13 protein-coding genes are annotated in these 12,780 nt (G+C 69.3%); all 13 read right to left on the reverse strand.

The features are described from left to right. Window positions 1–14: 14 nt before the first annotated feature. On the reverse strand, window positions 15–1,196 hold the full coding sequence (gene coaBC / locus G3T37_RS02400; RefSeq protein ID WP_163471875.1) for a bifunctional phosphopantothenoylcysteine decarboxylase/phosphopantothenate--cysteine ligase CoaBC: 1,182 nt from the start codon (window positions 1,194–1,196) through the stop codon (window positions 15–17). A gap of 40 nt (window positions 1,197–1,236) precedes the next feature. Continuing rightward, the gene (gene rpoZ / locus G3T37_RS02405; RefSeq protein ID WP_163471876.1) at window positions 1,237–1,497 is read right to left on the reverse strand and encodes a DNA-directed RNA polymerase subunit omega; all 261 of its coding nucleotides are present in this window, start codon (window positions 1,495–1,497) and stop codon (window positions 1,237–1,239) included. Window positions 1,498–1,586: 89 nt separating this feature from the next. Then, window positions 1,587–2,471 (reverse strand): guanylate kinase, encoded by an 885-nt coding sequence (gmk, locus tag G3T37_RS02410; RefSeq protein ID WP_163471877.1) that lies wholly within the window; start codon window positions 2,469–2,471, stop codon window positions 1,587–1,589. Continuing rightward, a complete protein-coding gene (gene pyrF / locus G3T37_RS02415; RefSeq protein WP_163471878.1) occupies window positions 2,468–3,337 on the reverse strand; it encodes an orotidine-5'-phosphate decarboxylase in 870 nt (289 codons plus the stop codon). Before pyrF ends, gmk begins: the two co-directional genes overlap by 4 nt. Then, on the reverse strand, window positions 3,327–6,653 hold the full coding sequence (gene carB, locus G3T37_RS02420) for a carbamoyl-phosphate synthase large subunit (protein ID WP_163471879.1): 3,327 nt from the start codon (window positions 6,651–6,653) through the stop codon (window positions 3,327–3,329). Before carB ends, pyrF begins: the two co-directional genes overlap by 11 nt. Next, window positions 6,653–7,801, reverse strand: a complete 1,149-nt coding sequence (gene carA, locus G3T37_RS02425) for a glutamine-hydrolyzing carbamoyl-phosphate synthase small subunit (protein WP_163471880.1) — start codon at window positions 7,799–7,801, stop codon at window positions 6,653–6,655. Before carA ends, carB begins: the two co-directional genes overlap by 1 nt. Beyond that, the gene (locus G3T37_RS02430; RefSeq protein WP_163471881.1) at window positions 7,801–8,286 is read right to left on the reverse strand and encodes a PH-like domain-containing protein; all 486 of its coding nucleotides are present in this window, start codon (window positions 8,284–8,286) and stop codon (window positions 7,801–7,803) included. Before G3T37_RS02430 ends, carA begins: the two co-directional genes overlap by 1 nt. 4 nt (window positions 8,287–8,290) lie before the next feature. Continuing rightward, window positions 8,291–9,625, reverse strand: a complete 1,335-nt coding sequence (locus G3T37_RS02435) for a dihydroorotase (protein WP_163471882.1) — start codon at window positions 9,623–9,625, stop codon at window positions 8,291–8,293. Beyond that, window positions 9,622–10,575 (reverse strand): aspartate carbamoyltransferase catalytic subunit, encoded by a 954-nt coding sequence (locus tag G3T37_RS02440; protein ID WP_163471883.1) that lies wholly within the window; start codon window positions 10,573–10,575, stop codon window positions 9,622–9,624. Before G3T37_RS02440 ends, G3T37_RS02435 begins: the two co-directional genes overlap by 4 nt. Then, complete coding sequence (gene pyrR / locus G3T37_RS02445) at window positions 10,572–11,114, reverse strand: bifunctional pyr operon transcriptional regulator/uracil phosphoribosyltransferase PyrR (protein WP_163471884.1); 543 nt, start codon at window positions 11,112–11,114, stop codon at window positions 10,572–10,574. The genes G3T37_RS02440 and pyrR overlap by 4 nt, the downstream gene beginning before the upstream one ends. A 131-nt stretch (window positions 11,115–11,245) precedes the next feature. After that, a complete protein-coding gene (gene nusB, locus G3T37_RS02450) occupies window positions 11,246–11,659 on the reverse strand; it encodes a transcription antitermination factor NusB (RefSeq protein ID WP_163471885.1) in 414 nt (137 codons plus the stop codon). Continuing rightward, window positions 11,659–12,222: an elongation factor P gene (efp, locus tag G3T37_RS02455; protein ID WP_163471886.1), complete on the reverse strand. Its 564-nt coding sequence runs from the start codon at window positions 12,220–12,222 to the stop codon at window positions 11,659–11,661. Before efp ends, nusB begins: the two co-directional genes overlap by 1 nt. Window positions 12,223–12,301: 79 nt before the next feature. Then, the gene (locus G3T37_RS02460; protein WP_163471887.1) at window positions 12,302–12,742 is read right to left on the reverse strand and encodes a type II 3-dehydroquinate dehydratase; all 441 of its coding nucleotides are present in this window, start codon (window positions 12,740–12,742) and stop codon (window positions 12,302–12,304) included. Between the last annotated feature and the right edge of the window lie 38 nt (window positions 12,743–12,780).

The raw sequence follows: 12,780 nt of genomic DNA on the forward strand, positions 1-12,780 counted from the left end.
GGCCGACCGCGGTTTCAGACCAGCACGTCGAGAATACGATCCGCCACCGTCAACTTCGTTCCGGAGGCCTCGCCCACTATATCGCCGCCCCTGCCGAGCAGGATGACCGCGTTGCCCTCCGTGGCGAAACCTGTGGACCACCCGACGCTGTTGACGACCAGGAAGTCGCAGCCCTTGCGCTCGAGCTTCGCTCGGCCCTGGGCGAGAAGCGCGTCGCGGTCGGTTTCGGTCTCCGCGGCGAAGCCCACGACCACCTGCCCCGCGGGCCGCGCCGACGCGAGGGTCGCGAGGATATCGGGGTTGCGCACGAGGGTGAGCTCGAGCCGGTCGCCCTGGGTCTCCTTCTTGATCTTCGAGTCGGCGACCCGCTCCGGGCGGTAGTCGGCGACGGCGGCGGCCATGATGACGATGTCGGCGTCGCGCGCCGCGGTCTCGGTGGCGGCGGCCAGTTCGAGCGTCGTCCCGACCGGGATGACCGTGACGTGCGCCGGAGCGTCCACCTCGAGGTTCGCGCCGATCAGCGTGACCTCCGCCCCGCGGGTCGCCGCAGCGAGCGCGAGCGCGATCCCCTGCTTGCCGCTCGAGCGATTGCCGATGAACCGGACCGGGTCGAGCGGCTCACGCGTGCCGCCCGCCGTCACGACGATGCGCCGCCCCGCGAGGTCGCGGACCGGTTCGACGAGCGCGAGCGCCGCGGCGACGATCTCATCCGGTTCGGACATGCGCCCCGCGCCCGAGTCGGCGCCCGTGAGCGGGCCGACCGCCGGGCCGACGAGGTGGATGCCGCGGGCCCGCAGCGTGGCCACGTTGTGGACTGTCGCGGGATTGCGCCACATCTCGGTGTGCATGGCCGGCGCGACCACCAGGGGCGCCGTGCTCGCGAGAATCGTGTTGCCCAGCAGGTCGGGTGCGAATCCACCCGCGAGCTGCGCGATGAAGTTCGCCGTCGCGGGGGCGACGACGATCAGGTCGGCGGCCTGACCGATCGCGACGTGGCGAACCTCGGCGACCCCGTCGTACAGGTCGGTGTGCACCGGGTTTCGGCTGATCGCCTCGAGCGTCGGCTTTCCGACGAAGCGGAGCGCGGCATCCGTCGCCACCACCTGCACCGAGTGCCCGGCCAGGACGAAGCCCCGGACGACACCGACCGCCTTGTACGCGGCGATGCCCCCGGTGATCCCGACGACGATGTTCACGTGGGGCGCGGCGCGACTCGAGCGGCCCGGAGGGCGGTGCTCAGTCCTCGGAGAGCGAGGTCAGTACGAGGCGGTCGTCGTTGATCTCGCGGAGCGCGACCGAGAGCGGCTTGTCGTCGATCGTGGAGTCGACGAGCGGTCCGACGTTGTCGAAGAGGCTGCCCTCGTGCAGATCGGCGTAGTAGTCGTTGATCTGGCGGGCGCGCTTGGACGCGAAGATGACGAGCGCGTACTTCGAGTCGACCTTCGACAACAGCTCGTCGATGGGCGGGTCGATGATTCCGGTCTGTTTGTCGGCCATGGGGTGACTCCTTGTGTCGTGTGTCGAAAACCGTGGGATGGGCGCGCGAGCGACCCGTGATGTGCGCACGCGAATGGGCGCACGGAAGGCTATGACGTCAATTCTACGACTTCCCTGGCCGCGACAGCGACGTCGGTGTTCACGACACGGTGATCGAACTCGTCCTGAGCGGCCAGTTCGACCTTCGCGGTCTCGAGCCGTCGGGCCTGTTCCTCGGGCGATTCGGTGCCCCTCCCGATGAGACGACGCACCAGTTCCTCCCACGTCGGGGGCAGCAGGAACACGAGTTTCGCCTCGGGCATCGCCTCGCGAACCTGGCGGGCGCCCTGCAGATCGATCTCCAGGAGCACCCTCTTGCCCGCGGTGAGGGCGGCGTCGATCGGCGGTCTCGGAGTGCCGTAGCGATAGGAGTTGTGGACCGTGGCCCACTCGAGCAACTCGCCCTCCGCGATCATGCGGTCGAACTCGTCGTCGCTGACGAAGAAGTAGTGCACGCCGTCGATCTCACCGGGGCGGGGCGCGCGCGTCGTCGCGGACACGCTCAGATGGATCTCGGGGTAGTGCTCGCGGATATACGCCGAGACCGTGCCCTTGCCGACCGCGGTCGGTCCGGCGAGCACCACGAGCGTCGACGTCGTCTCCCCACCCTCGCGCGCGGTCAGCCAGTCGCGGAGCGCCGTGCGCTGCCGCACCCCCAGGCCTCCGGTGCGCTTCGAGTCCGCGATGCCGAGTGCTCCCATGATGCGCGCAACCCGCGTGGGGCCGAGTCCCGGGATGCTGCCGAGCAGCTCCCGCACGCGCAGACCGGCCTCGGGCGAGTCCGGCTCGGCCCACGCCGTCTCCGCGACCTCGCGGGCCGAGCGGTTGCGCGTCGCGATGGACTGCTTGACCGCGGCGCGCGCACGGCGTGCGGCGACGGCGGCGCGGGAGGCCGCGGCTCGGTCGACCTGCGGCGGGGCGGGGCGGGGACTCACGCGGCGTACGCCTCGCGCACGGCGGACGCCTGGGCGGTGACCTCGGCGGCGATTCCATCCGGACCCGCGTCGAGGATCGCGCGCGAGGAACTGACGATGACGCGCTCCGACGCCGCTCCGAATAGGCGGTGCAGGTCATCCAACCGGGCGCCCTGATGGCCGAAGCCCGGTGCCAGGATGGGGGTCGCCGAGAGGTCGGACGGCAGGATTCCGTGCTCGGCCAGATCGACGGTGGCGCCGATCACGACACCGAAAGAGCCGATGGGGGCGCTGTTCAGTCGATTCACCTCAGTCACGATACCGGCTGCAACCGTGCGACCCGCATTCGGACCCCGCGCGATGACGGCGGTCTGCACCTCGCGGGACTCCGGATTCGAGGTGGCGCCGAGCACGAAGAGACCCTTGCCGTGGTGCGTCGCGATGCGGACCGGCGCCTCCAGCGAGCCGACGCCCTGATAGGCGCTGATCGTCATCGCGTCGGACTCGAGGCTCGACCCGGGGGTCAACCACGCCTCCGCGTAGCCCTCCACACTCGTTCCGAGATCGCCGCGCTTGACGTCGGCGATCACGAGGAGGCCCGCCGCGCGAGCCGCGCCCAGCACCCGCTCGAGAGCGCCGAAACCCGCCGCTCCGTGCCGCTCGAAGAACGCGACCTGAGGCTTGACGATCCCCGCGCGGCCGGCGGTCGCATCCACCACCCGCAGGCCGAACTCACGGAGCCCCTCCGCGGAGTCGGCGAGGCCCCAGCTGTGCAGCAGATAGGGATGGGGATCGATGCCGACGCACAGGTGGCCCGAGGCTGCGAAGGTCGAGCCGAGGCGGTCACCGAAGCTCGGGCCTCCGGCTGGAGCGGGGTCAGCGGGCATGGGCGAGCCTCTCCGCGCGGTCGATCGCGTAGTCCTGCAGGCTTCGCACCTCGAAGCCCTCCCGAATCGCCTCGAAGGAGGCGACGGCGGCCGCGAGCTGGGCGATGGTCGTGAACAGCGGCTTGTCGGCCGCGACCGTCGCGGTGCGGATCTCGAAGCCGTCCGCCCGGGCGCTGCGACCGCTCGGGGTGTTGATCACCACATCGACGAAGCCGGCGTTGATGAGCTCGACGATGTTCATGTTCTCGGGCGCGGGGACCCGGTCGGGGTCGCCCTCCGCCTGACCCTGGAAGTACTTGCGCACGACCCGGGCGTCGATGCCGTTCCGGCTGAGGATCTCGGCCGTGCCCTCGGTCGCGAGGATCTCGAAGCCGAGCTGCTGCAGCCGCAGCACCGGCAGGATCACCGCGCGCTTGTCGCGGTCGGCGACCGAGACGAACACCGCGCCGCTCGAGGGCAGCCCCCCATAGGCCGCCTCCTGGCTCTTAGCGAAGGCGCGCGGGAAGTTGCGGTCGATTCCCATCACCTCGCCGGTCGAGCGCATCTCCGGGCCGAGCACCGAGTCGACGACCGCGCCCTCCCGGGTGCGGAAGCGCTTGAACGGCAGCACGGCCTCCTTGACGGCGACGGGGGCGTCGAGCGGCACGACCGAGCCATCCTGCTCCGGCAGCAGACCGCTCCCCCGCAACTCGGCGATCGTGCGCCCGATCATCAGGAGCGACGCGGCCTTGGCGAGCGGAATGCCGAGCGCTTTCGACACGAACGGCACGGTGCGGGAGGCGCGCGGGTTGGCTTCGAGCACATAGAGCACGCCCTGGCCGATCGCGAACTGCACGTTGAGGAGTCCGCGGACTCCGATGCCCTCGGCGATCGCGAGCGTGGCCTCGCGCACGCGGTTGATCACGTCGCGGCCCAGGGTCACCGGCGGGAGCGTGCACGCGGAGTCGCCGGAGTGCACACCGGCCTCCTCGATGTGCTCCATGATGCCGCCGATGTAGAGCTCGTGACCGTCGAAGAGGGCGTCGACGTCGATCTCGATCGCGTCATCGAGGAAGCGGTCGACGAGGAGCGGAGACGCGGGACCGATGATCGCCTGGTCCTTCACCCGATCGAAGTAGTCCACGAGCGACTCGGTGTCGTAGACGATCTCCATGCCGCGACCTCCGAGCACGTGCGACGGTCGCACGAGCACGGGGTACCCGATGCTCTCGGCGATCGTGACGGCGTCGTCTACGCCCGTCGCGGTGCCGTTGCGCGGGGCCAGCAGGTGGGCGGCATCGAGGATGCGCGAGAACCGCCCGCGCTCCTCGGCGAGGTCGATCGCCTCCGGTGACGTGCCCAGAATCGGAACCCCCGCATCCTTGAGACCCTGCGCGAGACCGAGCGCGGTCTGGCCGCCGAGTTGCACGACGACGCCGACGAGTTCGCCGCTGAGGCTCTCCGCGTGGATGATCTCCAGCACGTCCTCAAGCGTGAGGGGTTCGAAGTACAGGCGATCGCTCGTGTCGTAGTCGGTCGAGACCGTCTCGGGGTTGCAGTTGATCATGATCGTCTCGTAGCCCGCGGCGGACAGGGCGAAGGAGGCGTGCACACAGCTGTAGTCGAACTCGATGCCCTGGCCGATCCGGTTCGGTCCCGACCCCAGGATCACGACCTTGCGCCGGTCGCTCGGCACCACCTCGGTCTCCAGGTCGTAGCTCGAGTAGTGGTAGGGGGTGAGGGCCGGGAACTCGCCGGCGCAGGTGTCGACGGTCTTGTAGACGGGACGCACGCCCAGCGCCCAGCGCGCCGCGCGCACCTGCGCCTCGTCGAGCTGACGCAACTGGCCGATCTGGGCGTCGCTGAACCCGTGCTCCTTCGCGAGCCGGAAGAGCGCCTCATCGAGCGGCCGGAGCGTCGCGATCTCGGCGGCGACCTCGTTGATGAGGACGATCTGGTCGATGAACCAGGGGTCGATGCCGGTGGCGTCGAAGACCTCCGCGATCGTCGCGCCCGCCCGGAGTGCCTGCTGGACGGTGACGATGCGGCCGTCGGTGGGCACGCTCGCGAGCTGGAGCAGGGCATCCTTGTCGCCGGGCTCGCCCGCCCAGTGGAAGCTGCTGCCCCGCTTCTCGAGCGAGCGGAGGGCCTTCTGCAGCGCCGTCGAGTAGTTGCGGCCGATGGCCATGGCCTCCCCCACCGACTTCATGGTGGTGGTGAGGCGGGTGTCGGCGGCCGGGAACTTCTCGAAGGCGAACCGCGGCACCTTCACGACGACGTAGTCGAGGGTCGGCTCGAAGGAGGCGGGCGTCACCTTCGTGATGTCGTTCGGGATCTCATCGAGGCGGTACCCGATGGCGAGCTTCGCGGCAATCTTCGCGATCGGGAATCCGGTCGCCTTCGACGCGAGGGCGCTCGACCGCGACACGCGCGGGTTCATCTCGATCACGATGACGCGGCCGGTGCGGGGATCGACGGCGAACTGGATGTTGCAGCCTCCCGTGTCGACGCCGACCGCGCGGATGATCTCGATCCCGATGTCGCGCAGGTTCTGGTACTCGCGGTCGGTGAGCGTGAGCGCGGGGGCGACGGTGATCGAGTCTCCCGTGTGCACGCCGACCGGGTCGACGTTCTCGATCGAGCAGACGACGACCGTGTTGTCGGAGGTGTCGCGCATGAGCTCGAGCTCGTACTCCTTCCAGCCGAGGATGGACTCCTCGAGGAGCACCTCGGTGGTGGGGCTCTGGTGCAGGCCGTCGCCGACCATGCGGATGAGCTCCTCGCGGTCGTACGCGAAGCCGGAGCCGAGGCCGCCCATCGTGAAGGAGGGCCGGATGACCAGCGGGTAGCCCAGATCGTCGGCGAAGCCGAGCGCCTCCTCGACCGTGTGGGCGATGTGGCTGCGTGCGACGTCGGCGCCCGCGTCGAGAACTAGCTGCTTGAAGATCTGGCGGTCCTCGCCCTTGTTGATGGCCTCGAAGTTGGCGCCGATCAGCTCGACGTCGTACTTCTCCAGGATGCCGTGCTGGTGGAGCTGGATCGCGGCGTTGAGCGCGGTCTGACCACCCAGCGTCGGCAGGATCGCGTCCGGCTTCTCCTTCGCGATGATCGACTCGATGACCTGCCAGGTGATCGGCTCGATGTAGGTCGCATCGGCGAAGTCGGGGTCGGTCATGATCGTCGCGGGGTTCGAGTTGACGAGGATGACCCGCACCCCCTCCTCGCGGAGCACCCGGCAGGCCTGCGTTCCCGAGTAATCGAACTCGGCCGCTTGGCCGATGACGATGGGCCCCGATCCGATGACGAGGACTGAATTGATGTCGGCGCGCTTCGGCACTAGTTGTTCTCCTTTGCGGCGCGGGTGCTCTCGAGCACGAGGTCGCGGAATCGGTCGAAGAGGTAATTGCTGTCGTGAGGTCCGGCGGCGGCCTCGGGGTGGTACTGCACGGAGAAGGCGGGAATGTCGAGCGCCCGCAGGCCCTCCACCACGTTGTCGTTCAGGTTGACGTGGCTCACCTCGACCCGGCCGAATCCGGCAGGCGACTCGACGACCTCTCCGATGGGGGCGTCGACCGCGAAGCCGTGGTTGTGGCTCGTGATCTCGGTGCGGCCCGTCGCGACATCGATCACCGGTTGGTTGATGCCCCGGTGGCCGAAGGGCAGCTTGTAGGTGCCGAAGCCGAGGGCGCGACCCAGCAGCTGGTTGCCGAAGCAGATTCCGAAGAACGGCAGGCCCTCGCGCAGGACCGCCTGCAGCAGAGCCACATGGCGATCGGACGCGCCCGGATCGCCGGGTCCGTTCGAGAAGAAGACCGCGTCCGGCGACATCGCGAGCAGTTCCTCCGCGGTGATCGTCTGCGGCACGACGTGCACGTCGAGACCGCGGGCGGCGAGGTAGCGCAGCGTCGAGGTCTTGACTCCGAGGTCGAGAACGGCGACCGAACCGATTCGCTCCCCCTCGGCCGCGAGCGTGTAGCCGGTGGCCGTCGAGACCGTGCCGGAGAGGTTCTGCCCCAGCATCGACGCGGAACCCTGCACCAGACCCAGCTGCTCCTCCGGGGAGAGCGCGGCCTCCGCTCCGGAGAAGATGCCGGCGCGCATGACGCCCGCGTCGCGCAGTCGGCGGGTCACGGCGCGGGTGTCGATGCCGCTGATGCCCACGATTCCGTCGCGCGTGAGCTGGGCATCCAGCGAATCGGTCGCCCGGTAGTTCGACACGACGCGGGAGGGATCGCGCACCACGTAGCCCGACACCCAGATCTGCGAGGACTCAGGGTCCTCCTCGTTCACCCCGGTGTTGCCGATGTGCGGGGCCGTCATCACGACGATCTGCCCCGCGTAGCTGGGGTCGGTGAGGGTCTCCTGGTAGCCGGTCATGCCGGTGGCGAAGACGGCTTCGCCGAAGGTCCGCCCGCGCGCCCCGTAGGCGGCGCCGGTGTACCGGGTTCCATCTTCGAGCACGAGAACTGCTGGGTCGAGCGCCACTAGGCCTTCTTTCCTGAACTGGTGGGGATGATCGACTCGAGGGCCGCGAGCAGGGGCTCGGGCTCATCGAGCCGGAAGTAGCTGTCGACGGCGGTGCCCCCGACCGACCAGCCCAGGAGCACGAGACCGCCGGTCTCGACGACGCGGTCGATGGTGTACTGCGCCCGGGTGACGTCGCGGATATCCGAGACCGGGATGAACGCGGGGGCGGTGCCGCGGAGCGCGAGCACCACGCCGGCGTCCGTCACGTCGATCGTCGCGCGCGAGCGGAACCCCAGACCGGGCACCGCGACGCGGTCGAGCGGTCGCCCGTCGAAGGTCGTCGACACGTAGAGGCCGGTGAAGCGCCCGACCAGCGTCCCGACGGCGGCGGGCACGGCGAGCGGCCGACCGAGGTACGCCTGGCGGCGCCGACGCCGCATCCAGCCCACGACCATCGCGACGACGAGGAGCACGAACAGCGCCATCACGAGCGCGAGGAGCACGCCCCTATCCACGGTGCACCCGCGCGTTCTGCGCGACGGTGGCGGCGTCGACGAGCTCGCCGTCCAGCACGGTCGCGTAGCCGTCGTGGACCGTCGCGACGACGCGCCCCGGCAGCGTGCGCCCGAGGTAGGGCGAATTGACGCCCTTGCCGTGCAGCTGCCCCACCGCGAACTCCCGGCGTGCAGACGGGTCGACCAGGGTGAACTGCGCGGGCGCCCCGACCGCGAAGGGGTCGCTATAGCCGGCGAGGCGACCGATCCGCGCGGGGGTCGTCGACAGCACCCGGGCGACGTCGGCCCAGCCGATCAGCCCGGAGTCGACCATCGCGAGCTGTACGACGCTCAGCGCGGACTCGAGGCCCACCATGCCGAAGGACGCCTCGTCCCAGGCGCACTCCTTCGACTCCATCGGGTGCGGCGCGTGATCCGTCGCGACGATGTCGATCGTGCCGTCCGCGAGCGCGGTGCGGAGCGCCTGCACGTCCTCGTCCCGTCGCAGCGGCGGATTCACCTTGAACCGCGGGTCATAGCTGCGGGCGAGCTCCTCGGTGAGCAGCAGGTGGTGCGGGGTGACCTCGGCGGTGACCGCGATCCCTCGCGCCTTCGCCCATCGGATGACCTCGACCGAACCGGCCGTCGACAGGTGGCAGATGTGCAGACGGGCCCCGACGTGGTGGGCGAGCAGCACATCCCGGGCGATGATCGCCTCCTCCGCGACCGCGGGCCAGCCGCGCAGACCGAGCTCACCCGAGAGGGCGCCCTCGTTCATCTGCGCGCCCTCCGTGAGCCGGGGCTCCTGCGCGTGCTGCGCGATCACACCGTCGAAGGTCTTCACGTATTCGAGGGCGCGACGCATGAGCAGGGCATCCGCGACGCACTTTCCGTCGTCGGAGAAGACCGTGACGCCCGCCCGGGAGCCGGCCATCGCCCCGATCTCGCTCAACTGGGTTCCGGCGAGCCCCATCGTGACGGCGCCGATCGGCCTCACCGTGACGTAGCCATGCTGCTCGCCGAGCGAGTGCACCTGCTCGACGACCCCGGCGGTGTCGGCCACGGGCGAGGTGTTCGCCATCGCATGCACCGCGGTGAACCCGCCGATCGCGGCGGCGCGCGACCCGGTCAGGACCGTCTCACTCTGCTCGAATCCGGGCTCGCGGAGGTGCGTGTGCAGATCGACGAGGCCGGGAAGGGCCTGGAGTCCATCGCCGTCGACCGTGGTGGCCCCGGCGCGGCTCAGCCGGGCTCCGAGTTCGGTGATGGTGCCGTGCTCGACGAGGATGTCGGTGTGCGACCCGTCGGGCAGCGTGGCTGCGGTGATGAGGAGCGTCGTCGGGCTCACTGGTCGGCCTCCCGTTCGCCGGAGAGTAAGAGGTAGAGCACGGCCATCCTTATCGAGACACCATTGGCGACCTGTTCGAGCACGGTGGACCGCGGTGAATCGGCGGCGCGGGCGGAGATCTCCAGGCCGCGGTTCATGGGCCCGGGGTGCATCACCATGGTATCGGCGCGAAGCCGGTCGAGCCGCTCGTCGTCGAGGCCCCACTCGCGCGCGTACTCCCGGGCATTGGGGAAGAACGCCGCCGACATCCGTTCGGCCTGGATGCGCAGCATCATGACCACGTCGGGGCTCTGGTCGAGGGCCGCATCGAAGCTGTACCCGTACGTCACCGGCCAGGTGCTGAGGTCGCTCGGCAGCAGGGTCGCTGGGGCCACCAGGGTGACGGACGCCCCCAGGGCCTCCAGGAGCCAGACGTTCGAGCGGGCCACGCGACTGTGCAGGATGTCGCCGACGATGGTCACCCGCAGGCCGTCGAGGTCGCGCCCACGCGAGGCGACGCCGTGCAGACGCTTGCGCATCGTGTACGCGTCGAGAAGGGCCTGGGTGGGGTGCTCATGGGTTCCGTCACCGGCGTTGAGGATCGCGGCGTCGATCCACCCGCTCTGCGCGAGCACGTGAGCGGCGCCCGAGGCAGAGTGCCGGATGACCACCGCATCCGCCCCCATGGCGGCGAGTGTCTGCGCCGTGTCCTTGAGGCTCTCCCCCTTCGATACGCTCGACCCCTTGGCGCTGAAGGTCACCAGATCGGCACTGAGCCGCTTGGCCGCGAGCTCGAAGGAGGTCCGGGTGCGCGTGGAGTCCTCGAAGAAGAGGTTGATGACGGTCTTGCCCCGCAACGTCGGGAGCTTCTTGACCTCGCGGGTCGCGACGTCGGCCATGTCCTCGGCCACGTCGAGGATCCCGACGGCCGTCGCCCGATCGATGCCCTTGGTGCTCAGCAGATGCCTCATGACTCGATGCTCACCTCTTCGATTCCGTCGATCTCGCGCAGGCGAACGTTGATGCGCTCCTCGGCGGAGGTCGGCAGGTTCTTACCGACGAAGTCCGCTCGGATCGGGAGCTCGCGGTGGCCGCGGTCGACGAGAACCGCGAGCCTGACCGCCCGGGGCCGCCCGTGGTCGCCGAGGGCGTCCAGCGCGGCGCGAATCGTCCGGCCGGAGTAGAGCACGTCGTCGACGAGAACCACCGTCTTGCCGTCGATTCCGGAGGCGGGCAGTTGCGTCGGCGATGGCGCACGGGTGGGCTGGGCGCCGAGGTCGTCGCGGTACATCGTCACATCGAGGGATCCCACGCTCGCGAGGGATTCGCCCACGGCCGGGTCGATGCTCTCGAGGATGCGGCCGAGGCGCTGAGCGAGAATGACGCCGCGAGTGGGAATACCCAGCAGCACGAGATCGGAACCGCCGCGGTTGGACTCGAGGATCTCGTGCGAGATCCGGGTCAACGCCCGCGTGATGTCAGCCGACTGCAGAACTGTGCGCACAGTCATTCTGACCTCCTTCCCCGCCTCTCGGGACGGAACTTAAAGGATGTCTGGTGACTCGACTGTAGCATCCCGCGGCCCGGCCCACTGAAGCTCCGGCCGCGGCCGCGTCGAGTGTCTCGGCGTGCGTCGGGTGTCTACGCGCGGGTCTGGGCGACCCGCGCGAGCAGTCCGTTGACGAAGCTCGCCGAGTCCTCGGTGCTCAGAACGGTCGCGGACTCGACCGCCTCCGAGATGGCGACGGCGTCCGGCACCTCGTCGTTGAAGAGCAGCTCCCAGATGCCGATGCGGATGATCGCGCGGTCGACGGCGGGCATGCGGTCGATGGTCCAGCCCTGAGCGTAGGTCTCGATCAGTTCGTCGATCTCATCGCCGTGCGTGGCGACGCCCTCGACGATCTGCTTCGCGTAGGCCCAAGAACCCGACCGCTTCGGATCGGCGAAGTGTCGGTTCTCCTCCGCCAGCAGCGAGGCGTTGATCGACTCCCCACGGACATCGGCCCCGTACAGCACGTCGAGGGCGCGCTTTCGCGCCTTGGTTCTCGCGCTCACTAGTCGTTGACGCGGCCGAGGTAGCTGCCGTCGCGCGTGTCGACCTTGACGCGGGTGCCCTGCTCGAGGAAGAGCGGCACCTGGATCTGATACCCGGTCTCGACGGTCGCCGGCTTCGTTCCGCCGGTGGAGCGGTCGCCCTGGAGCCCCGGCTCGGTGTAGGTGATCTCGAGCACGACGGAGGCGGGAAGTTCGACGTAGAGCGGATCGCCGTTGTGCAGAGCGAGCGTCACCATCTGGTTCTCCAGCATGAAGTTCGCGGCATCGCCGACCTGCGCCTCGGAGAGCGTGATCTGGTCGTAGTCGGCGGTGTTCATGAAGACGAAGCCGTCGCCGTCCTTGTAGAGGTACTGGTAGTCGCTGCGATCCACGGTCTCGGTCTCGATCTTCGCGCCCGCGTTGAAGGTGCGGTCGACGACCTTGCCGCTCATCACGTTCTTCATCTTGGTGCGCACGAACGCGCCGCCCTTGCCGGGCTTGACGTGTTGGAAATCGATGACGGTCCACAGCTGGCCGTCCATGTTGAGAACGACGCCGTTCCGGATATCGCTGGTCGAAGCCATGCTGAATTCACTTCCGATTGGGGATGGGGAGGTCGTGGGTGCGCGCACGCGACGGGCGCGACCCTCAAGTGTACCGGAGCTATGCGGTGCGCAGCCCGATCGCGTGGAGGGCGAGGAGGTACGAGTCGAAGCCGAAACCCGCGATGACACCGGTGGCGACGGCCGAGATGACACTCGTGTGCCGGAACTCCTCCCGCGCATGCGGGTTCGAGATGTGCACCTCGATCACGGTGCCGCCGGCCTTCGTGACGAGGGCCACGGCGTCGCGCAGAGCGTAGGAGTAGTGCGTGAACGCGGCGGGGTTGAGGATGACCGGCGCCCCCGAGTCCGCCGCACCGTGCAACCAGCTCATGAGCGTCGCCTCGTCGTCGGTCTGCCGTAGCTCGACCGTCCATCCCGCGGGGGCGGCCGCGCTCAGCACGCGGTCGAGCTCCGCGAGGTCCCCGCTTCCGTAGACGTCGGGTTCGCGGCTGCCGAGTCGGCCCAGATTGGGCCCGTTGAGCACGAGGACGGTGGTCATGACTCCCGATCCTATCGGTGGCGACGGGACGGGCCCGG

This window comes from Galbitalea soli, assembly GCF_010686725.1.
Lineage (GTDB): Bacteria > Actinomycetota > Actinomycetes > Actinomycetales > Microbacteriaceae > Galbitalea > Galbitalea soli.